This window comes from Anaerovirgula multivorans (assembly GCF_900188145.1).
GTDB lineage: Bacteria > Bacillota > Clostridia > Peptostreptococcales > Natronincolaceae > Anaerovirgula > Anaerovirgula multivorans.
This window is the reverse complement of the sequence record NZ_FZOJ01000003.1, coordinates 1-22,221: the sequence shown is the minus strand read 5'-3', so window position 1 is coordinate 22,221 and position 22,221 is coordinate 1. Positions and strand designations below refer to the sequence as shown.

27 protein-coding genes, 1 tRNA gene and 1 riboswitch are annotated in these 22,221 nt (G+C 32.0%); of the genes, 22 read left to right on the top strand and 6 right to left on the bottom strand.

The annotated features are described in order from the left end of the window. The first annotated feature begins 364 nt into the window (after positions 1-364). The 5 genes from CHB72_RS03765 to CHB72_RS03745 all read left to right on the top strand — a co-directional run bounded on the left by CHB72_RS03765 (position 365) and on the right by CHB72_RS03745 (position 5,994). A complete protein-coding gene (locus CHB72_RS03765) occupies positions 365-1,279 on the top strand; it encodes an RluA family pseudouridine synthase (RefSeq protein WP_089281779.1) in 915 nt (304 codons plus the stop codon). Positions 1,280-1,546: 267 nt separating this feature from the next. Then, a complete protein-coding gene (gene pepV, locus CHB72_RS03760) occupies positions 1,547-2,914 on the top strand; it encodes a dipeptidase PepV (RefSeq protein ID WP_089281540.1) in 1,368 nt (455 codons plus the stop codon). A 110-nt stretch (positions 2,915-3,024) separates the two neighbouring features. Then, positions 3,025-4,185: a DUF819 family protein gene (locus CHB72_RS03755; protein ID WP_089281539.1), complete on the top strand. Its 1,161-nt coding sequence runs from the start codon at positions 3,025-3,027 to the stop codon at positions 4,183-4,185. A gap of 199 nt (positions 4,186-4,384) precedes the next feature. Next, positions 4,385-4,726, top strand: a complete 342-nt coding sequence (locus CHB72_RS03750; RefSeq protein ID WP_242975026.1) for a DUF3870 domain-containing protein — start codon at positions 4,385-4,387, stop codon at positions 4,724-4,726. A gap of 179 nt (positions 4,727-4,905) precedes the next feature. Then, positions 4,906-5,994, top strand: coding sequence for a dipeptide epimerase (locus tag CHB72_RS03745; protein ID WP_089281538.1), 1,089 nt, complete (start codon positions 4,906-4,908; stop codon positions 5,992-5,994). Between the two features lie 542 nt (positions 5,995-6,536). Here CHB72_RS03745 and CHB72_RS26265 read toward each other — a convergent pair. Beyond that, positions 6,537-6,710, bottom strand: a complete 174-nt coding sequence (locus CHB72_RS26265) for a hypothetical protein (RefSeq protein WP_176431178.1) — start codon at positions 6,708-6,710, stop codon at positions 6,537-6,539. Beyond that, the gene (locus tag CHB72_RS03740; protein WP_089281537.1) at positions 6,700-6,942 is read right to left on the bottom strand and encodes a helix-turn-helix domain-containing protein; all 243 of its coding nucleotides are present in this window, start codon (positions 6,940-6,942) and stop codon (positions 6,700-6,702) included. Before CHB72_RS03740 ends, CHB72_RS26265 begins: the two co-directional genes overlap by 11 nt. A 238-nt stretch (positions 6,943-7,180) precedes the next feature. Here CHB72_RS03740 and CHB72_RS26260 point away from each other — a divergent pair, with 238 nt between their 5' ends. From CHB72_RS26260 to CHB72_RS03705, 9 genes are all read left to right on the top strand, one after another. Continuing rightward, on the top strand, positions 7,181-7,348 hold the full coding sequence (locus CHB72_RS26260; RefSeq protein ID WP_176431177.1) for a hypothetical protein: 168 nt from the start codon (positions 7,181-7,183) through the stop codon (positions 7,346-7,348). Positions 7,349-7,365: 17 nt separating this feature from the next. Beyond that, positions 7,366-7,644, top strand: a complete 279-nt coding sequence (locus CHB72_RS03735) for a hypothetical protein (protein ID WP_089281536.1) — start codon at positions 7,366-7,368, stop codon at positions 7,642-7,644. A 28-nt stretch (positions 7,645-7,672) separates the two neighbouring features. Further along, positions 7,673-7,897: a hypothetical protein gene (locus CHB72_RS03730; RefSeq protein WP_089281535.1), complete on the top strand. Its 225-nt coding sequence runs from the start codon at positions 7,673-7,675 to the stop codon at positions 7,895-7,897. 263 nt (positions 7,898-8,160) lie between these two features. Then, positions 8,161-8,313, top strand: coding sequence for a hypothetical protein (locus CHB72_RS26255; RefSeq protein WP_176431176.1), 153 nt, complete (start codon positions 8,161-8,163; stop codon positions 8,311-8,313). A gap of 60 nt (positions 8,314-8,373) precedes the next feature. Continuing rightward, the gene (locus CHB72_RS03725) at positions 8,374-9,099 is read left to right on the top strand and encodes a zonular occludens toxin domain-containing protein (RefSeq protein WP_089281534.1); all 726 of its coding nucleotides are present in this window, start codon (positions 8,374-8,376) and stop codon (positions 9,097-9,099) included. 43 nt (positions 9,100-9,142) lie between these two features. Beyond that, a complete protein-coding gene (locus CHB72_RS03720; protein WP_089281533.1) occupies positions 9,143-10,540 on the top strand; it encodes a hypothetical protein in 1,398 nt (465 codons plus the stop codon). Between the two features lie 19 nt (positions 10,541-10,559). Further along, a complete protein-coding gene (locus tag CHB72_RS03715; RefSeq protein WP_089281532.1) occupies positions 10,560-10,808 on the top strand; it encodes a hypothetical protein in 249 nt (82 codons plus the stop codon). A gap of 631 nt (positions 10,809-11,439) precedes the next feature. Next, complete coding sequence (locus CHB72_RS03710; protein WP_089281531.1) at positions 11,440-12,420, top strand: rolling circle replication-associated protein; 981 nt, start codon at positions 11,440-11,442, stop codon at positions 12,418-12,420. Then, on the top strand, positions 12,417-13,355 hold the full coding sequence (locus tag CHB72_RS03705) for a tyrosine-type recombinase/integrase (protein WP_089281530.1): 939 nt from the start codon (positions 12,417-12,419) through the stop codon (positions 13,353-13,355). The genes CHB72_RS03710 and CHB72_RS03705 overlap by 4 nt, the downstream gene beginning before the upstream one ends. Positions 13,356-13,449: 94 nt before the next feature. Here CHB72_RS03705 and CHB72_RS03700 read toward each other — a convergent pair. Next, positions 13,450-13,525, bottom strand: a tRNA-Ala gene (locus tag CHB72_RS03700). A 480-nt stretch (positions 13,526-14,005) separates the two neighbouring features. Between CHB72_RS03700 and CHB72_RS03695 the strand changes: the two genes are divergently transcribed. The 6 genes from CHB72_RS03695 (at position 14,006) to CHB72_RS03670 (ending at position 18,852) form a co-directional block, all read left to right on the top strand. Next, entirely contained in the window at positions 14,006-14,200 is a 195-nt protein-coding gene (locus CHB72_RS03695) for a hypothetical protein (protein WP_089281529.1), read from the top strand. Positions 14,201-14,259: 59 nt separating this feature from the next. Beyond that, positions 14,260-14,619 carry a hypothetical protein gene (locus CHB72_RS03690; protein ID WP_089281528.1) on the top strand — a complete coding sequence of 120 codons (360 nt, stop codon included), beginning with the start codon at positions 14,260-14,262 and terminating at the stop codon, positions 14,617-14,619. Positions 14,620-14,751: 132 nt separating this feature from the next. Further along, on the top strand, positions 14,752-16,536 hold the full coding sequence (locus CHB72_RS03685) for an ATP-dependent metallopeptidase FtsH/Yme1/Tma family protein (RefSeq protein WP_089281527.1): 1,785 nt from the start codon (positions 14,752-14,754) through the stop codon (positions 16,534-16,536). Positions 16,537-16,980: 444 nt separating this feature from the next. Continuing rightward, entirely contained in the window at positions 16,981-17,373 is a 393-nt protein-coding gene (locus CHB72_RS03680) for a hypothetical protein (protein ID WP_242975025.1), read from the top strand. 466 nt (positions 17,374-17,839) lie between these two features. Continuing rightward, the gene (locus CHB72_RS03675; protein WP_089281526.1) at positions 17,840-18,088 is read left to right on the top strand and encodes a type II toxin-antitoxin system Phd/YefM family antitoxin; all 249 of its coding nucleotides are present in this window, start codon (positions 17,840-17,842) and stop codon (positions 18,086-18,088) included. A 386-nt stretch (positions 18,089-18,474) separates the two neighbouring features. Beyond that, the gene (locus tag CHB72_RS03670) at positions 18,475-18,852 is read left to right on the top strand and encodes a reverse transcriptase domain-containing protein (RefSeq protein ID WP_242975024.1); all 378 of its coding nucleotides are present in this window, start codon (positions 18,475-18,477) and stop codon (positions 18,850-18,852) included. A 76-nt stretch (positions 18,853-18,928) separates the two neighbouring features. On the opposite strand, the gene CHB72_RS03665 is transcribed toward CHB72_RS03670, so the two are convergent. Together CHB72_RS03665 and CHB72_RS28070 are read right to left on the bottom strand one after the other, a co-directional pair. Next, on the bottom strand, positions 18,929-19,636 hold the full coding sequence (locus CHB72_RS03665) for a B3/B4 domain-containing protein (protein WP_089281525.1): 708 nt from the start codon (positions 19,634-19,636) through the stop codon (positions 18,929-18,931). Positions 19,637-19,680: 44 nt separating this feature from the next. Further along, positions 19,681-19,800 (bottom strand): DMT family transporter, encoded by a 120-nt coding sequence (locus tag CHB72_RS28070; protein ID WP_334293323.1) that lies wholly within the window; start codon positions 19,798-19,800, stop codon positions 19,681-19,683. Positions 19,801-19,923: 123 nt separating this feature from the next. After that, positions 19,924-20,019, bottom strand: a riboswitch (guanidine-I (ykkC/yxkD leader). A gap of 557 nt (positions 20,020-20,576) precedes the next feature. On the opposite strand from CHB72_RS28070, the gene CHB72_RS03655 reads away from it, so the two are divergent. Together CHB72_RS03655 and CHB72_RS03650 are read left to right on the top strand one after the other, a co-directional pair. Then, positions 20,577-20,774: a type II toxin-antitoxin system HicA family toxin gene (locus CHB72_RS03655; RefSeq protein ID WP_089281524.1), complete on the top strand. Its 198-nt coding sequence runs from the start codon at positions 20,577-20,579 to the stop codon at positions 20,772-20,774. Between the two features lie 54 nt (positions 20,775-20,828). After that, positions 20,829-21,236: a type II toxin-antitoxin system HicB family antitoxin gene (locus CHB72_RS03650; RefSeq protein WP_089281523.1), complete on the top strand. Its 408-nt coding sequence runs from the start codon at positions 20,829-20,831 to the stop codon at positions 21,234-21,236. 245 nt (positions 21,237-21,481) lie between these two features. Here CHB72_RS03650 and CHB72_RS26970 read toward each other — a convergent pair whose 3' ends face one another. Continuing rightward, positions 21,482-21,688 (bottom strand): site-specific integrase, encoded by a 207-nt coding sequence (locus tag CHB72_RS26970; protein ID WP_207652490.1) that lies wholly within the window; start codon positions 21,686-21,688, stop codon positions 21,482-21,484. Positions 21,689-22,221 lie beyond the last annotated feature (533 nt).

Sequence of the window (22,221 nt, the reverse complement as noted above, 5' to 3'; positions counted from 1 at the left end):
TACATAACAATTATGGGTAACCAACTACAGAACTTAAGCAGATGACTGAAATCTATGATTTCATGTCAGTCGCTTATACAAGGTGAAATTTTGATATACTAAGGGCTACATTTGCAGCCCATGGTTTTGGGCGAAACCGTAGACCGTGTATATCAAAAGTAGATGACCCAAATCTTTGATTTGCTGTCAGTCACTTTCACAGAGTGCAATTAAAGTTTAAAATTGGTTATCTATAATTATAGGATACCCATACTTTAATGTATGTATTGCTCTTGCTAGAAATAGTTGTTAAATACACTTGATACATAATACAATTAACCATATAATAGTCATGGCGAAGGAAAAAAGAGAAGTGGGTGAAAAAATGATTTTAGAAGGTAAACAAAAGGAAGATGTCATTGTCTATGAAGCTAGTAAAGATGATGATCAATGTAGTATAAAAGATGTTCTTAGAAAAAAACTAAATATTTCAAGTAGGTTACTAACAAAATTAAAGAAAAACAAATCTATATTTATAAACAATTCTTATGTTAAATATCATCAATTAGTTAGTAACGGAGACATCATTAAAGTTGTCATGACGGAGAAACCTAGTCAATTTGAAGCTGAAGATATACCTTTCAACATTGTTTATGAAGATGTGGATGTTATTATAGTTGACAAACAACCTGGTATTGTCACACATCCAACCAAAAGTCATTTTACTGGAACAATTGCAAATGCTGCCCAGTATTACTTAGATAAAAAGGCAATGAATTGTAGAATTCGTTTTGTTAATAGATTAGATATGGATACATCAGGGCTTTTGATTATTGCTAAAAATCCATATACTCACCATGTGTTATCAGAGCAAATGAAGGAAGATCAAGTAGAAAAAAGATATATTGCTTTTGTTGAAGGCGTGATAGAGAATGACTGGGATACAATAAATGAGGCTATCTATAGACCTACAGATGATGCTGTTAAGAGGGTTGTAGACCCTAGGGGGCAGCAATCTATTACAAAATATAAAGTATTAGAGAGATATAGAAATGCTACTTTAATTGAAGTGCAGCTATTAACTGGAAGGACTCACCAAATACGGGTTCACATGCACCATTTAGGGCATCCTTTGATAGGAGATCATTTATATGGACAAACCTCTGATCTAATAAATCGACAAGCTCTACATGCCAACTATTTAAAATTCTTACAGCCTAGATATAGAGAAGCTGTTGAAGTGAAAGCAAGCTTACCTAAGGACCTAATAGAGCTGCAGGAGAAGTTAAGAAAGTCGTAAATTAAGAGGGGATACGCTGAAGGGAATATATTCATAAAAACTTTTTTAAAATAATAGAAAAGTATTGTATTCAGTAATTTTTTAATATATAATGATAGTTAGAAAATTCAAATTAAAACATCAATTAAAAATTTAATATGAAAGCATGTTGTATAAACAATTACTGCTTGTTTATTTAGGTGTCTCAAAACATCATCCGTAAGCAAAGCTCAGTAAATGATCTATCATTTATTGAGCTTTTTTGTGTTCAAAGGGAGGGATTAATTTATGCTAGATAAAAAAATATTAGATATGAAAGATGAAATTTTAGAAGCTGTAAGACAAAGCATAATGATAAGAAGTGTTGAAAGTGAAAAAAAAGAAGGTGCTCCCTTTGGAGAAGGGGTTCAAAAGGCGTTAGAGCATGCGTTAAAGCTAGCAGATGATATGGGGTTTAGGACGGTTAGCTTAGATAATATGATAGGCTATGCTGAATATGGCTCAGGAGAAGAGATGATAGCTGTATTAGGACATTTAGACGTAGTCCCAGAAGGTGATGGATGGACCTATCCCCCTTTTGCGGCAGAAATTCACGAAAATAGAATATATGGCAGAGGTATTTTAGATGACAAGGGACCAACAATAGGAGCATTATTTGCTTTAAAGGCAATAAAGGTTATGGGTATTCCTTTATCAAAGCGGGTGAGGATAATATTTGGAACTAATGAGGAACGTGGCAGCAAGGGAATCAAGTATTATGTAGAAAGAGATGAGATGCCAGTAGCGGGATTTACTCCTGATGCACAGTATCCCATCATAAATGCAGAAAAGGGAATTTTCACCTGTACATTAATAAAACCTTTATCCAAGCAAGGAAAACTCAGGCTTACTAGAATTAGTGGAGGAACTGCTCCTAATGTAGTACCCTCCTATGCTGAAGCATCAATCGAAACGGGCCAAGAACAAAAGAACAAGATAAAAGAAATATTGAAGAATATAGATTTTATAGAATTCCAAGATAATGAAAGCTTAATACTCAAGTCCCACGGTATATCAGCTCATGGTAGTACGCCAGAGTTAGGAAGAAATGCAATAACTCAGTTAGTAGAGTTTTTGAACATGTTAGATTTTGCAGGAGATGTTAAACAATTGTTTGAATTCATCACCACTTATATCGACAAGGAAACAGATGGAAAAAACTTAGGAATCAACTTAAAGGATGAGGTTTCCGGAAAACTCACTTTAAATATAGGTACCATCCAGGGAGATCACACTAAAGTTAGCCTTGAATTAAACATTCGCTATCCGGTAACAACCACTATAGATGATTTTATAAACAAACTAGAATGGTATACCAGGAAGTTTGGCATACAAATAAGTAATATTCGTCATAAAAAGCCTCTGTATGTAGAGCCAAATACTGATTTGATTAAAAAATTGCAAAAAGTATATTTTGAAAAAACAGGTGATGAACCTGAATTAATAGCTATAGGTGGAGGGACCTATGCAAAATCTATGGATAATATAGTAGCCTTTGGACCATTGTTTAAAGGGGAACTTGACCTTACCCATCAACCAGATGAATATATGACCATTGATAGTTTGATTAAAAATATTCAAATTATAGCAGCTGCCATTCACGAATTAGCTAAATAATGACTTAACTCAACAAAAGACTTTTGAATAAGAAAGAGGTGGTGGTGATTTAAAAAATTTAGGTGATTTTAACGAGTAACAATAAAACACAAAAAAAGGAGGAAAAATTTATGATTACTAACGGTTTTACGTACTTAGCATTTATAGTATTTTTTGGTGCAGTAATTGTTTGGACAGAAAAGTCCCATAAAGGAAAGTTTTTTAAATATGTTCCAGCGGTTGTCCTTATTTATCTTATTTCTATGCTGCTCTCAACCTTCAATGTATGGCAGCATACAGACGATGTAAAACAGTATTATAGTATATTTAGAGGGATTTTACTTCCATCAATGATTTTCTTAATGCTCCTTAGATGTGATTTAAGAAAGATCATGAAGCTTGGCCCTAAAATGCTTCTAGGGTTTTTTGCAGCATCAATCAGCATTATGTTAGCCTTTATAGTAACTTATGCAATTTTTAAGGGTATGTACGAAGCACATACATGGAAGGCATTTGCAGCTTTAGCAGGTAGTTGGCTTGGTGGTACAGGAAACATGGTGGCCATTCAAGGTGCTCTAAACCTTCCTGAGTCACAAATGGGATATACTTTGCTTATTGATTCTATAAACTATTCAATTTGGGTGATGCTTTTATTAGCTTTAGTTCCATATGCTCATTTATTTAATAAATGGACTAAATCGGATACAAGTGCAATTGATGAAGTGGGTGCTCAGCTTGCTGCTACTAATGAAGATGTTAGAAAGAATATTGAGTTTTCAGATATGATGATATTACTAGGCTCAAGCTTACTAATTGCATCAGTTGCAACACATCTTTCTCAAGTATTACCTCAAACAGAATTTATCTCTGGGTCAACCTGGACTGTTCTGATAGTTACTGCTGCAGGAATCTTATGTGCTATGACACCACTGGCGAAGCTTCCAGGTTCGTCTCAAATAGCTAATGTTATGTTATATACATTAGTTGGGTTAATTGCTTCTAAAGCAAATTTCTCCGAGCTTACACAAGCACCATTATATATAATTTCTGGATTTGTTATTTTAGGACTACATGCCTTAATTCTCTCAGCAATAGCTAAAATATTTAAATTAGACCTATTTACCTGTGGAGTTGCAAGTTTAGCAAATATAGGTGGAGTTGCATCTGCACCAATTCTTGCGGCATCGTATGGCGAAGCTTTGGTGCCAATAGGTGTTCTAATGGCAATGATGGGGTATGTTATTGGAACTGGTGGCGGATTATTTGTTGCTAAGATATTATCGCTGCTATAATTTTTACTACATTATTGGAGTTATTATATAAATAAGTTTTGATTATTTTAGCTAAACAAGCATAACTAATTTTAAAATGTCTTAATTATATATCCAGTTTAATCTTATGCCAAATAACTCTATAGTATTGTTATACAATGTGTTTAATAGTATTGTATAATATACTTATTATTTAACTAAGATTAGAGAGGTGATTTAATTGAACCATCATATTAGTGAATACTATGATAAAAATACTATATATGTCATAGGCAATGCAAAAACCAACAGTGATAATGCAATTACTCAAAAATTCAATTCCTTTTTTATAGGATTTGTGATTAATGGAGATACAAGTGAGATCATTGATTTAAGTTGTTCTGCTACAATTAGGACTACAGAACATTTTATCGCCAGTCTTTTTATTGGTAAAAAATTTGGTAAATTCGATAAGGATATAGAAGAAGAGGTGAAAAGAAGATACTTAGGTTCTTCTCAGAAAGCTATAATAGTCGCCTATAAGGATGCAGTAAAAAAATATAGTGAATTAAAACAAAAATAATAATAACTGCTTTATTCAATAGATATATTATATTACATAATGTACCTTCCTGAATGAAATCCAGTGAAAGCTCCATATAGTTATAGGCTTACACTGGATTTTATTTGGTTAGAGTCATCTGATAGTTAGAGTATATTAATCTAATATCTTGTCTTTATAAAGAAGAGGAGGGCATCTCAATGAAAATTACGGACATTCAACTAGGACATATTTCTATTCCCTTAAAAAAGCCATTTAAGACAGCACTAAGAACTGTAAATAGTGTAGAAGATGTTGTAGTAAAGATTATCACAGATACAGGGCATATAGGCTATGGTGAGGCTCCACCTACTGGAGTAATTACTGGAGATACTACTGGATCAATTATAGGAGCTATAGAAGAACCTATCAAAAAGCATTTGATAGGTTTAGAAATTGAAAGCTTTGAAGAGATAATGCTAAAATTACAGAAGTCTCTTGTCAAGAATACAAGTGCAAAAGCAGCGATAGACATTGCTCTATATGATTTATTCGGACAGTTATATCAAGCACCCCTTTACAAGCTTTTAGGTGGGTATAGAAAGGAAATAATTACTGACATTACTATAAGCGTAAATGATCCTGAACAGATGGCTAAGGATAGCCTAGAAGCAATGAATTTGGGATATAAGACACTTAAGATTAAAGTAGGTAAAGATGCTAACATAGACATAATAAGAATGAAAGCCATTAGGGAAGCAGTTGGATATGATATAGATCTAAGAATAGATGCTAATCAAGGCTGGAAGCCCAAAGAAGCTGTATATTTCTTAAGGAAGATGGAGGATGCAGGTATTAATATAGAATTCGTGGAACAACCTGTAGCGGCCTATGACTTTGAAGGACTAAAATTTGTAACAGATAATATTTCCATACCAGTGCTGGCAGATGAAAGTATATTTAGTCCCATGGATGCAGCAAAAATTATTCAAATGCGTGCTGCTGATCTTATAAATATTAAACTCATGAAGACTGGAGGGATTTATAATGCCCTCAAAATATGTGCACTAGCTGAAACCTATGGTGTAGAATGTATGATTGGATGCATGCTAGAAAGTAAGATAAGTGTGACAGCGGCTGTTCATTTGGCGGCAGCTAAGAGTATTATTACTAAAATTGATCTCGACGGGCCTATATTATGTAGCGAAGATCCAATTGAAGGTGGAGCTAGATTTGATGAATATAAGATTACACTATCTGATGAACCTGGACTAGGATTTAAGAAAATACAAGGAGTGGTTTTTAAATAATATAGAAATTAGCCGAAATGTTATTAAAAATGAGTTTTAGCTAAATCTTGTACTGTGAATAATTTTAGAAGTTTATCGACACTCGATAGGTCAATAGGACAAAACGTAAGATTATAGCGATACCTTGACGGTGGAGAAAATGCTAAAAATAGAAATTTCCAAAAAATAATAAAACAGTTGAAATCAATAGTTTCAACTGTTTCTATTTTTTGGTGGAGATAAGGGGACTTGAACCCCTGACCTCTTGACTGCCAGTTATGCCGAACGTATGTTCTGTTTTTTACAATCCCTTTATTTTGTAGTGATATATTTACACGAGTAATACCAAACAAAGGTTAATGAGGCAAAAATTATAAATAAAGACATAAAAAAATAACACCTTAATTGGTGTTGTTTTTATTTAACAAATTTTAATAATGCAATATCAGTCATATTTTCACCTGTAACAGTTTCTATAGCCATCTGCGACCCATGAAGTTATAAAAAGCAAAAAAACACGAACGTTTTTTATTCAGGAAGAATTATAATTGGGAAATTTATTTTCAACTTGTTTGATTGTCAAGTTTTCGGATACCACTCCATATGTAGTGTAATTCTTTCTTTATGTATATGATATTCGATTTGATTTCCTGAACTTCGGTTTCTAGTCTTGTTTGATCTTGCTCTAGTTTGTCAACAGCTTCCATCATTGATAGTATTTTTTCTTCATTGTTCATGGGTATCTTCCTTTCTATGTATTATAGGGTCATCCGACAGCCCTAGTAGATAGTCGGCGGAGACGTTGAAGTAATGACAGAGCTTGAAAAGGGTTTCGTAATTAGGTTCACGTTTTCCGTATTCGTAATGTTGGTATGAAGTTTCTTTTATGTTTAGAAATTCAGCTACAGCTTTTTGTGTGATTTTCTGGGAAACTCTGATTTCCTTTAATCTTTGAGCAAATAAAACCATTATAAACACTCCAAAAAAAAATTTTTCTAAAAAGTATTGACACATGCAAAATGATAGTGTATCATGAGTATAACACTAGCTAATTGATAGTGTTGAATCTGAAAAGCAAGATACAAAATAGGTATATAAAATTATATCACAAATGCGATGGGATTAAAAGGAAGTCCGATATATTGCCGATAGTCTGCCTGTATTTCATGAGGACACAATCTATAATTAATATTAGGAGGTCAATAAAATGAAACGAAGAACTGCTAGAGGAATTACACATGTTTGTGATGATTGTGGTTGTCAAGGATATGAAAGAGAACCAAATGAAAATGAAATTAACGAAGGAAATTTATCATTTTGGCATTGTCCTAATTGTGGCAAAGATTTTGTTGATTATATATCTTTTTTAGATTAATAAAGGAGGTCAATAAAATGTTAACCGAATATAACCAAAAGTTAATCACATTAGACCAACTAAAGCAAGAAAAGAAAATCACAATTAACCTACATAAATTAAAAGAAGTATGCCTTAGAAATGTATATGTTAAAGGAGTTGACAGTATAGAAATTAAGCATATTGAAATTGAAGAGGAACAATTTATGTTTGTTAGATTTTTAAAAGATACACAAGAGATTGCAGGTTCACCCCTTGGGTTAGTATCACAAGTTGAAGTTAGAGAATTTGAGTTTACAGTGTATTTAGAGTATTAAATATAAAATTACAAGGAGGTTTTTAAAAATGGAATTTATTAAAAAAGGATTGGTATTTGTAGAGAAAAACATATTAGAAAGAGAAGGAAAGAAAACCCTGCGATTCGTTGAACTAGCAGACCCTAAGACATACAAAAACGAACAATTTATGTTAGATGATGATTCAAAAGCAGATTTTTCACAAGGTGAAATGGTAGATGCAATATTGATAGTAAAAAACAGATTTACTAGCATCAAGCTACAGAAAGCATAATGGAAGAAAATTATCATTTTTTAATAGGAGAAGTTCAACGTATTTATGGAGCGATTCTATATGTAGGTGGTTTTATATCAGGGATTTTGATTGCACATGGTGTTGTAAGTAGGTGGTCTGATGGGTACAAATGATTTTATTCATGGGATTGAACATGGTTTTTTAATCGGTTTCGTATTATATTTTAGTGCTTTAGGATTAGCAATTTTTCTTAAGATTTTACGGAACCGTTAAAATAATAAAAAAATAAGGAGGTTATATTTATGCCAGAAGGAATGAGTTCTGCTATTACTGCTTTGCAAGGTGACATGTTAGATGTTATTGCGGCTGGTGGTGCCGCTGCTTTAGTAGTTGCTGGTGCTTACATGCTTTGGAAGAATGGTCTTAGCATTTTCAAAGGTTTGGTTAAAAAGTAACATCTTGTTAAAGGGGTAGGGATAATGTCCCTATCCTCTTTAAATAGGAGGAGATTCTAATTGATTTATTTTTATTCAGGAACCCCTGGTAGCGGGAAATCTTTAAAAGTCTCTCAAGAGATTATATTTAAACTTGTTAAACGTCAAAAAAATGTAATTGCTTGTAATTTTCAAGCCAATTACGATTATATTCGTAAAAATCCTAAGATTGTTAAATGGAATAAAATAAGAAAAAAAATAGGTTTCAAATTGAAAAATGAAAACTATAAAAATATTGGAAAACTATATACATTTTCCTTAAAACATACAAAACCAGAGTATTTTATAAATTATGCCTTAAAATTTCATAAAGTGGGTATAGAAAGTCAGACCCTTATTGTTATAGATGAAGCACAGTCAATCCTTTCTCCTACTGTTGTAAAACTGAAATGTCAAGAAGATAGACTATATAGAGAAAAATGGATTGACTTTTTTACGCAACATAGGCATTTAGGTTTTGATGTTATTCTTGTTAGTCAATTTGATAGATTAATAGACCCGCAAATTCGTTGTTTATTTGAATATGATTATGCTCATCGTAAATGTAACAATTATGGACTGTTTGGAGTAATTTTAGAAGCATTAGGCATATCATTATTTGTTCAAGTTCAGAAATGGTACGGTATTAGAGAAAAAATGGGTCATGAGTTTTTTGTTTATAAAAAGAAATATGCTGAAATCTATAATTCATATAAAAAATTCTCTGATTTAAAACAGAAAAATTCTATAAAGAAAAAAATAGCGTAGCGTGCAATTTTTTTCTTTATAGAATTTAGAAGAGGTGAATATATTGAAAAAAAAATTTATATGGCTTTTAATATTTACAATTTTATTTACGACTAGTATTGCAGGGTTTCAAACAGTAGAAACATATGCAGATGGAGGATTAACTTTAGCTACATTTTTAGCAATAGTAAAATATGTAGGAGGTTCAGCTTTATTAATGGGCGGTGCTTATGAATTACAAAGAAATTGGGAGTCTATTGCAGATAGTGCACTGGTTCAAGAATTAAGAAATATTAAGGAATATGGTACTATGGGCTATGTTGCCATTTCATCTGCTTTGTATAGTTCGATTTATAATTATGTGCAAGGATTAGGAGAAGGTGTTCATCAAGGATATATGCCCCAGCTTGTAACTCAATCGGACAATGGTTTTAAAATAGGGGAAAATACAATATCTGTTGATGATCCTACAGCACTTACGCATTTAAGATATTTTAACGATGAATCGCCTTATCCATATATTTCTGCTTGGGGTTTTGATGCATTAACAAATTCACAGAATTTTAATGTTATAGTTCGTTCTGGTACTTCGACAGCATTGAGGAATTATTTTGACCATGGTTCGCCTAGCGTTAGCATATCTTGGAATGGTAAACATTATGTATCTGATTTGACTGTAAGGACGTATAATGGGGGTTATCAAACAAAAACAGTTAATCATCCTGTGGCATCAAATGATGATTTTTTGGGAGCTGGATATTTAGGCTTAGAAAATTATGTTAATGTTTCATCTACATCTATACCTTTGGATTCTCCTTGGTGGGATGGTAAGACTGTAGATGAACCAGATAATCCAGATGAAGGTAAATATCTTGTACCACCTATTCCTACAGGTTGGGTTAATAATCCATTACATGAACCTATGCCCACACCTTATTTAGATAATCCTATACAAGATTATAATCCTTCTGTTGATACTCCTAGTGACGTATGGAATGGTACAACTAGTATACCAATAGACCCACCTATAGATAACCCTATAGATAATCCTGTAGATAATCCGCCTTTAAATCCACCTATTGATTATCCTTATAATCCAGAATTTCCAGATATTCCTGCAACACCAGATTTAACAGGGATAACAGGTTTGTTATCTTCTATATGGGCATTTTTTACAGGTCTTTTAGTTCAACCGGATAATTTAGTTCAATTGAATTTTGAACCTTTACGGACTGTTGGGCTTTTAAATAAATTTCCTTTTAGTATTCCATGGGATTTATATTCTTCTGTACAAGGTCTTATTGGTTCAACTTCGGCTCCCGTATATTCTTTTGAAATTTTAGGAGAAACGGTTACGTGGGATTTTTCAAAGTTTAATACATTAGCTACTATAATGCGTTGGTCTATCCTTATGATTTTTAATGTTGGACTTATATCTGTTACTAGAGAATATATTATTTAACTTCTTAGGGGGAAATTTTATGTTATTTAATTTTTTTCTTCATCTTATTAATTTAATAATAAAAGCTTTGGGTGGTGTTTTGAGTTTGGTTGTTTCTATACTTCCAGATTCTCCATTTTCTGCTATTTCTAGTATGGGAATAGATTTGTCTGTAATAAATTGGATTGTGCCTGTTGGTCAAATACTTGCTATATTACAAGCTTGGTTGGTTGCTATTGCTATTTATTATGGTTATATGGTAGTTATGCGATGGATAAAGATTATTTAGTTTAAGAAAATCATATACATTAATGCGTATATATATACATAGATCAACCTATTAGACCCTTGAACCTATTGCAATTACTTTTTGCTAGGAGGCTTTAGAAATAGGTCATAATCGTGCATAAATGATTTTATTGACCCATAGCACCATAGGTTAAAATATCCAATATAACCATCATAATTACCTTAAATCAAGCCTTAAAGCTAGATAAAAGCCATAAAATCGTTGAAAATCATGGTTTATAAAGTTCAATATACATTCTATACATGACATGATTCGACAAGCTACCTGTGAACCTAGAACCTAGAGCAACTACATACAGAAATAGATAAATATAAAAGAGTGTTTTTATGTGCTATGCTGACAAGAGAAGGGAGAAAAAAAGCAAGATTTCTACCTCCTCCCCTGTCACCCTTCGCAAGGAAAATTCAGCACATAAAATTTAATATATCAATAGAATCGTGGAATACCGGAGACAGTGTTTTTCTGTTGAGGATATGCCGCGAAAGTCTATTGATATGTTAAAAGCGAATGGAGATAGAAACGAGTCCTTCGGGGCAAGTGGTTTTCTTCACTCGACTACAGGGACACTTAATGCGAAGTGTCCTCTTTAATGCCAAAGGGGGTTTTAAAGGTGTTGGATTTACTATCTACTAACCTACATTTGAAAATCGCAGGGAAAAAGATTATTCTTAAAAAATACTCTAGGTCTATGCAGTTTAATTATGGCGTAAAGCCTAGATTGAAAAGTCCCAGGGGGGAAAGTTCTCATAGTAGAGATAACTTTAATAAAGCCATCTCTAGGGCTAGAAACAAGATATTTGATATTGTATCCTGTAACGTCAATGCCATTCCAGATTTTGAGGGAAATATACAGCTACCTAAATTCCTAACCCTAACCTTTGCAGAAAACATAACCGACTTAAAAACTGCCAATGCAGAGTTTACAAAGTTCAATAAAAGACTATCTTATCAGCTTTATAAAGTGAATCGTAATGTTTTAAAATACATCTGCATTCCCGAATTTCAAAAACGTGGTGCTGTGCATTATCATGTACTTTATTTCAATATGCCTTATGTAGATTTCAAGGAATTGTCTAAAATTTGGGGTCAAGGTTATGTATTTGTAGAAGGAATCACAGAAAAACAAAACATTGAGGATTTTGCAAAATACACATGTAAATATATGTCTAAGGAAAACTCAAAAGGTGAAGATAACTATAAAATTTACCAAGATAAAGAAATGCTTAATACAAAACGCTATTTTACTTCTAGGGGCTTAAATAAGCCAGAAAACTATAAACTAGATATTGATAAAGGAATCTATGATAGTTTCTTAATATTTTTAAAGGACTATCATAAAGATAATTTAGAGTACTCTAATGAATTTATTGGTCATGTTGAAATAAATACTTATGAAATAGATAAACAATCAATATTAGAATCTATAAAGAATGCAGTTAATTCAATTATTGATGCTATGAAATATACCTATAGTAAAAAAGAAAAGTTAACAAAATATGGTGATAAAAACTTCTTAAGCAGATTACAAGACAATTATTATGAAAATCTATACATACAAACCCAGTGGAAAAGGAAAGGGGCAGTTGCATGATTACTTTAGATAAAGCAATAGAGTTATTTAACATTGAGCAACAATTGAAGGGAAATAGTAAAATAACCATTATGAATTATAATAGGATGCTAAGATATTTTATGGATTTCATAGGAAATGTTTTGGTTATTGATATTGAAATCAGTGACATAAAAGCATATCAAATATTTTTATCCAGTAAACAAGTGGATAACCATTTTAATAACAATATTGAAAAGCAAATATCCAAAAAAACAATACAAACTTATATAAAGCATGTTAGGGTTTTTATGAACTGGTTATATGCAGAAAGTTATATACAGGAGGACATTGGTAGTAAAATAAAACTGCCCAAAGCACCTAATAAAGTTATTGAAATTTTGAGCGAAGATGAAATATCAATACTTTATAAAGCTATAAACGATAATACGGAGTTTGGACTTCGTAACAAGTGTATGATTTCCTTAATGCTTGATAGTGGATTAAGACGTGACGAAGTACTAACCCTTGGAATAGATAATGTTCATTTCACTCAAAATGTCATAAAAGTGAAAGGAAAAGGAGAAAAGGACAGAATTGTTCCTATGGGGCTTTATACTAAAAAGCTATTATTTAAGTATCTAAATGGATATAGACCAATGCCAGATTACCCAACAAATTTAATTTTTATGTCTCAGGAGAAAACTCCAGTATCAAAAGATGTTGTAAAGATGCTTTTTGCACGACTAAAAAAGAAAACTGGTATTAAAAGATTAGGACCCCATTTGTTTAGACATACCTTTGCAACTAGGTATTTAATGAATGGTGGTGATTCCTTCGGTTTGCAAATGATTCTAGGACATTCAACTTTAGAAATGACACGAAGATATTCACATTTAGCCAGTGCTTACACTGTGAATAATTTTAGAAGTTTATCAACATTAGACAAATTACGAGGACAAAATGTAAAATTGTAGTGATACCTTGACGGTATGAAAAAGGCAAAAAAATAGAAATTTCCAAAAAATAACAAAACAGTTAAAACCAATAGTTTCAACTGTTTCTATTTTTTGGTGGAGATAAGGGGACTTGAACCCCTGACCTCTTGACTGCCAGTCAAGCGCGCTCCCAACTGCGCCATACCCCCATGCAAAATAAGTATACTATAAAAGTCTGTATTTGTAAATAATTTTTGTCCTTAGGAAACGAGATAGATTGTAAAATAAACAGAACATTCGATACAATTAAAATTTTATTGCAAAATGTCTAAAAATTCCGAAATATAACTAACGATTTCTAAAAATTTTTAAAGGATTTCCATTTAATTTATAGAATATAGATATTGAAAAGATTAATAGAAATTATTAGACTGTAGTTGTCATATATATTTATTATATTGAGTAGTGTTACTCTTAGCCTAGTTTTAATGAGTTGTTAGATTACATTAGACTTTATTATTGTTACATACCTATAGATATATGCTTATAAATTTTAATATATTAAGGGTTACGTTTGCAGTCCTTGGCTATGTCTTTTGATTAAGGACGAAACCATAGATCGTATATATTAAAAATTGCGTCTAAAGGCATATGTTTATACAGTAGTACAAATCGGGAGGCGATAGTAAGTGAATAAGGGAACACATTACAAAAAGGAAGATTTAAGGGATATAGAATTTGACTTGAAGGACTTATCTATACAATTTATTAGTCTATTACAGAAATATAAAGATCAAGGTATTATTGATGATGAACAGTATCAACAACATGCAAAGACAAAGCTAAACTTTTTACAGTATTTAAAAAATAAAAAAGAAAGTTAGCAGTTGAGAATCAACAAAACCCGAGGATATCATATTGTTATAAGTAAAGGGGGAAGAATATGGTATCTGAGGGATTTGATTTAATTACTGGGGACTTTCTGATGACTTTTACTGGCGCGGTTTTAGCTACAAATATTATTACTCATTTTATTAAAGACTATACTCCAGATTATCTAGATAAGAAAATAATTACGCTATTGGTAGTCGTATCTATTATGTTTACAAGTGAGCTTGTTTTCGGTAGTATTACAATGAAATCCGTCTATCTAGATTTTCTAAATTCTTTTATGGTAGCGGCAGCTGCTATGGGCAACTATGAAATATTGACTAGCAAGACAAAAATAAGGATGATGAAGGAATTAGAAAAGGAAATATCTCAGAAAACTGAGGATGAAATAAAGAAAAATTTTGAAATGTAGAAGGGTACTGGCAAACTGTTAGTATCTTTTTTTGCGCCAGATACTTTTCTTTTTTTTACATGTATGTTATAATATTATGTAAACCTCCCGTTACATACAATTTTTTTAGTATATAAATAGGAGGTTATCATTATGAAAAAATTAATGAATAGAAAAATTGTATTAGTTATAAGCTTAATCATTTTAGTTGTGTCTATTGCAACGATAGGGATTTATAGACAATACTTCTACTCAGAAAAGCCAATTGAATTATCCTATGGAGAGTTTTTAGAAAGCATTGAAGCGAAACAAATCCATAAGGTATTTTTGTCTGATGATGCAAAATTAAAGGGAGAGTTTGAAAATGGACAAAGCTTCATTACAGACCATCCAAGAACAGATAATCTGAAAGAAACATTATTAATGGAAAATATCGAAGTTAATGAAGTAGGAGAACAACAATCAGTTGGACAAATTATCATTTTTATAGTTCTTATTGCAGCATTTGCAGGAGGAGCCTACTATCTTTCAAAGCAGACTTCAAGACAAGCTTCTAAAGAATACGATAAGATGTCTACTGTAGAGTTTTCTACTCAAAAACAATCAAGCATTACTTTTTCCAATATTGCTGGTAATGAAGAGGCAAAGGAAAATGTAATGGAGCTGGTGGACTTTCTTAAAAATCCAGAAAAGTATCAGCGATATGGAGCAAGAATGCCAAAGGGTGTTATTTTATACGGACCTCCTGGTACTGGTAAAACCTTAATGGCTAAGGCTTTAGCAAGTGAAGCAGGTGTAGATTTTCTAGCGGTTTCCGGTTCGGATTTCGTTCAGGTTTATGCAGGCTTAGGGGCCGGTAGAATTAGAAATCTATTTAAAAAAGCTGGAGAAAAGGGTAAATGCGTTATTTTTATCGATGAAATAGATGCAATAGGAAAAAAACGTGACAGAGGTGGTTTCGGAGGTAGTGATGAATCTGATAGAACATTAAATGCATTACTAACAGAAATGTCAGGCTTTAAAGGAAGCGAAGGTATTGTAGTAATGGCAGCCACGAATAGATTGGACATATTAGATGAAGCCCTATTAAGACCTGGTCGTTTTGATAGGCAAATAGAGGTAGGCTTGCCTGATTTAAAGGCTAGACAAGATATTTTGAAGCTGTATACAAAGAATAGACCTATGGCAAGTGCTATTAGTATAGAAAGAATAGCCCATCAAACTGTGTACTTTAGTGGAGCTAAGCTAGAAAACCTAATGAATGAAGCGGCTATCTATGCTGCTAGAGAAAATGCACAGTATATTTCAGAAAAACATATAGATAAAGCCTTCTATACCGTGATTGCTGGAGAAGAGAAAAAAGATAGAAGTAATATTAAAGAAATAGATAAGAAGGTTACAGCATATCATGAGGCCGGACATGCTATAGCAACCAAGTTACTATGTCCTGAAAATAGGGTTACAAAGGTAACGATTATACCAAGTACTAAAGGGACAGGAGGATTTAGTATGAATATTCCTCCAGATAGCATGTACCATAGAAAGAAGGGCATGTTAAACAATATAAAGGTTGCTCTAGCTGGTAGAGTAGTTGAAGAGCTTGTGTTTGGAGAAGAAAACATAACAACTGGAGCGAGTAATGATATTCAAAAAGCTACTGAAATTATGATGGCGATGACAAAACAATTTGGTATGAGTGAAGAAGTAGGAATGATTAACTATGATATACTACTAGGTCAATCTGGTGGTATTGATCAGAAATTAGCAGAAATTTGTAATGTAGAAATGAAAAAATTGTATGTGGAAACAAAAGAGCTAATGAATCAACACATCGAGTTAATAGAAGCAATTGCTGAAAAGCTTATTGAAAAAGAAACATTAAATGAAATAGATATTAATAATATATTGGAAATGTATACGTCAAAATCCTATATATAAAATAAAACAAAGCTATCTGGTTAAAGGTAGCTTTGTTTTTTATTAATTATAACCAATAGGAAATTATAGACTATTTTAACTTTACATCTATAATAGTGCAAAAAAGCTTCGAAAATTTTACAGTTGAATAAAACAAAAAAACATTTATACAAAATCCTGTTATAATTAAGTTCTCACACAAAAACATAACAAGGAGATATGCATAAATGTTTCAGAACTCAATTATATCAAATGAACTGTCCATATACAATTTTTTTAAAAAGTTAAAATTTGATCTATATCTAATCCAAACCTCAACTCAAACACCGAGAAAATACCATGAATGCCATGATTTTAAAAGGATACAACGGGAAAATATCTGACATAGCAGAACTTACTTCTCCTAGGCATAGAACTAGTATTTCAAGGTTTTTCTCCCAAAGCAAATGGAAGGAAGAACTATTGATGAACTCTTTAGAATCAGCAACTATAGAGCTTATTTGGAACAAATCAAAGAAAACGAATAAACCTATATACATGATTATTGATGATACAATCTCTGAAAAAACTAAGCTCTCGTCAAAGGCTAAAAATATTATTGAAAAATGTTCTTTTCATAATTCACATTTAAAAAGAAAGACTGTATATGGTCATCAATTAGTTGTAGCTTTGCTTTCATGTGATGGTTTAGTTTTACCTTATGCTATAAAAATCTATGATAAAGAGAAAATGAGTAAGATAGATATTGCTACAAATTTAATTTCTTCTTTATCTAAATCTATTAATAGGGGTTTTGTATTATGTGATAGTTGGTATAGTTGCAAAGCCATTTTTATGGCCTCAAAGGAGGCTGGTTAGAGTTATATTGGAGCACTTAGAACCAACAGAGTTATTATCCAAAAGGTCATGAAAGATTAGGGATTAAACTTCATAAATTGGCTACTAGTTTAGATAAAGAATCCTTTGACCTAGGGTAATGTTCGGTATACAAAAAGAACTTAAAAAAAAGAAAGAAAAAAATCAAATACATCAGTAAGTTTTCATGATCGAAGATTGAATTTAGTAATACTAACTTCCCAGTATCCATATTTTATAAAGCAGCAAAGAACAGGCAATATTGCTTTTTCTTTGCTGCTTTTCCTTAGTGAATTTATCATTTTATAAGGGAATGTGAGCATCCCATCATCTTAAAGTATAGAAAATAAGAATTTCATAATTTGGGGTCTCACCAACATTGACAAATCACACGTTAAGAATATTAAATAATATAGGTATAATTTCTCCTATTTTTATGCTATAATATAGAATATAGGAGGTGTTAAAAATGTTAATCAATCCCAAAAGACAAGTTAGTATTACAGAAGCTAATCAAAACTTCTCAAAAGTTGCTAAAATTGTTGACGAAGAAAAAATGGTTATTATTTTAAAACAAAATAAACCAAAGTATCTTGTTATAGATTTTGAGGAAATTGCCCAAACAGAAGAAAATAATGAAGAAGAAACAGCTTGGGAAGAAGTAAGTAAAAAAATGTTGTTAAAAAACTTTGAAGCTTATAAGGAGCTTGCGAAATGATTTATCCGTCTTTAGAGCAAATTATAAGTGACCAAGCTATGATCATACAGTATACCGGAGGGTAAAGTATAGGTGACACATCGCATAGTCGATGTGGCTATCTTAGGTCAAAAGCCTAAGGTAGATGCGAAGGGCGGAAGAGATTTCAAAGTGTGTCTATAGGGGTTTTAATCAAGGGTGAAGGTGTTAAAAGAAGGCTGGAATGTCCAAAGGTACGAATGGCTGGCATAAAATAACTTGCGAGCTATCTCGACGACACGAATATGAAGTAATTAGGAAAGTGAAGATAAGATTGCCATAGAGCTAGAAACGTCAAGCAACCCTAAGGAAGAATATATAGCCTAAGAAAGAAATACTGGAGGATGCAGCAACAAAGGAGGAAAGTCATGAAGAAATGGTACAGCTTTATCGATAAAATCTATCGAAAAGAAAATTTAGAGTTAGCTTTTAAGCGGGTAAAGAGAAACAATGGAGCTCCTGGAATAGATGGAGAGACTGTCTCGAATTTTGCCTACAAGCTAGAAATGAATATTGAGTTTCTTCATGAAAGACTGAAGACTAACACGTATAAGCCTAGTCCTGTAAGAAGAACGGAAATAGAGAAGCCTGATGGTGGTATTAGACTTCTTGGAATTCCTACGGTAAAGGATAGGGTAGTTCAGCAAGCCATTGTGAATGTCATTGAGCCAATTTTTGATAAAACCTTTCATCCATCAAGCTATGGATATCGACCCAATCATTCACAGCAACCGGAAGTATATTAACTTCCAGCACCCTTCTTCCATCTTCAATATAAATATCTTTATAAGTGAAACTACTCATCACCTTATCCTCCTCAAATTATTTTATTGATACTACTTTATTATTAATATCAAGAATTGATATCTTATGTGTTCCACCTAGATTATCCTGTACTGTTTTTGCTAAATCTCTTAAAGCATTCTCAAACTCTTTTAATCTTCTTTCATCGATTAATTCAATGCACAAAAAAGCATTCTTTGTATTTTTAGTGAGCATTGTTCTTACTGATTCGCGCCAATTCCAACACCTGCAAATTGCTCCTGCATTATCTTTATATACTATTTCACCTTCATATGGTGGTGCATTTTCATTCGTTCCTAATGTAACAAAATTCTCATTTCCAACGGCCTTCGTCAATCTAATATCGCCAACAAATTTATCTATATCCTCACCACCGCAAGGCAATGCATATCTTAACGAAATAGAATTATAAATATCTACCAGAGGGTTAATAGTTCCTATATGATTTCCATTATAAACTCGTTTTAGTAATGCTTCAATTGAAGACCTTGCACCTTTTTTTGTTTTAAATTTTTGAAATGCTTCTCTCCATGTTTTTATTACCTCATTATTGCTAAATTCTGAATCCTGTAAATAATTTAACGCTTCTTGTTCTGCCTTTAAAAGCATTTCATTATATTGTTCTTTATCTTTTATTGAATTATCTATACTATGACAAATAACAACTCCAATCTTTGCATTAGGGAATACGCTCCAAAAATCATCCTCAATAATAAAGTTTTTCATTAAAATACCTCCTAAATTAGTTATTTTTTAATTAGCATCAATGATTACTCAATTGATATTAATTTCAAACCAATGATTCCACTAACTATGGATACTATACAAACTATACGCATGATATTAATAGGTTCTTTAAACAAAATAATACCTAGCAATACTGTACCAATAGTGCCTATTCCTGTCCAAATTGCATATGCAGTACCTATTGGTAAGACAATGATAAAAAATAAAAACTTGCAATCATTCCTATTAAATAAAATAAAAAAAGCCTAAAGAAATATTATAAAAATATCTCCCAGGCTTTTATCCTTCCGTGTACACAGTCTGCTGTGTGTTTTCTCTCGGACCTGCCAGTTATAAACTGCGGAACCCTAGAAAACTAAATTATATAAACTTTTTCGTAATTTACAAGTTGCAACTTACATATCCATTCTAGCATAGTAGTAGATTTAAATCAACTTAATATTTTTTCTTCGCAAAATCCTACAAATGAGAATTACTTTATTTTATTATATCATATCATCTACTTTACCTAATATGTAAATTATGCTATTTTCTAAGGACTAAAAACAAACATTAATAGGCATGAAAATAGAAGTGGAGAAAGTATTTCCATTCTACCTATTTTCTAGTCCCAATAATTTTCCCAAAACATTACTTCCACTTTTACCCGTTTATGTTGAAAGTAGTTACCTATAAAAATATAAACATCCACATTGTTTATATATAAATAACGTGAATGCTATTGGAAATACTGTAAATATTCTCTTAGAGTATAGATAATGACAGCTTCTACCCCTTTTAGCAGAAATATAATGAAGACACAGTGGAAGTTACATGAATATCAATTGAAGAACAGGTAGAAATAATTTAAGATTTTTTATAAAAACGCTTTACACGTATAATTACACGTATTATAATATAATTAAGAGAGGAGATAATAATGAAATCTTATTCATCAAGAGAAATAATCAAGATACTTGAACACAATGGTTGGTATATAGCGAGAGTAAAGGATGACCATCATCAGTTTAAACATAATAGTAAAAAAGGAGCAATAACAGTTCCACACCCAAAGAAGAATATACCAGTTAAAACTGTTAAAAGTATATTTAAACAAGCAGGAATTGAAATTGAATAGATTCCTGCACCTCCCTAGATCTATAAATCATTAATTGGAAAGGAGAATAATTTCATGAAAAAAGATCGCTATATTTATCCAGCTATTTTCACCTATGATAATGATGGAATTTCTGTAGAGTTCCCTGATATTCCAGGATGTTTAACTTGTGGAAATACTACCGAAGAAGCTTTGAAAAATGCAAAGGAAGCCCTAGAGTTGAATATGTATGGTCTTGAAGAAGATGGCGAAGATATTCCAATAGCAAGTGAAATTAGAAATATAAAGCTTGAGCAGACTCAAACTATTGTCCTTGTTGATATTTGGATGATTCCTGTCAGAGATTATATGATGAATAAGGCTGTTAAGAAAACACTGACCATCCCTAAATGGTTGAACGATGTGGCAGAAGAAAATAAAGTAAATTTTTCACATATTCTTCAAAACGCATTGAAGGAATATCTAGGTATTGAAAAGCAATAAGGAGCATACTAAAAAATGTATGCTCCTTTTCCATTCAAACTGTAATTCTTTGAAGAAGTCTTGAAATTTATATAGGAAACTGATTAATGACCTTTTCATATTCTTTTATCATGACCAGAGTAAGGTTGAATTAAAGCATCATCAATGCCTTGCTTTTTAAGCCAGGTAAATAGAAAATGTCGGAACTTATGAGGCGATATGGTTTACTTTAATCCTGCTTGCTCAGAATATCTTGCAAGAATCTTCTAGATTCCCTGTTCTGTGTATTTTTTCTTCCTGGAAGATTCAAATAGATATACTGCGTGTATTTTTTTCATGTTGTCACAGTGCATGGTCAACATCTCTTTAAATTTCACTGGGAATGGAACCATACGATCCTTATCTCCCTTACCTTCTTCAACCCTGATTTGACAGTATTGAAAATCTACATCTGTTAGGGGTACCGCCAACATTGACGTCTTATCCCACATTAAGGAGCCAATTGTAAATAAATATTACTTTTCCCCCACGTTAAGCAGTAGGAGAATATTTTATTTGCTTGCTTACTCATTTTACTTACTGACCATGGTCCGTCGGATTGTTTATAATGTCACAAGCTACGATTAAACTATGTTTACTATCGACTGCCGTTTGAACATTGTAGCATACATCCACTCTATTGTTGTTTACTCCCATTACCCTAAATTCATATGAGAGTACCCGTCGTCATGATTAGTATTTTTTCAAATATTATTTTACATTTACTACATTTTTTTACATTTTTCTCATTATATTACATGTATAATGGATAAGAGGTTAGTATATTTTATTATATTAAAACAAGGAGGACAAAATTATATTGAAAACATTTAGAAAAAGTAGTTTGTGCATGATACTTATTTTAGCAATGCTGGTTCCGAGTTTTGCATTTGCTCAAGAAAATAACGAGATTGACGAGGTTTTGAATGAGGTTAATTCGTTTAGCGAAAAGTATGGCATGACATTT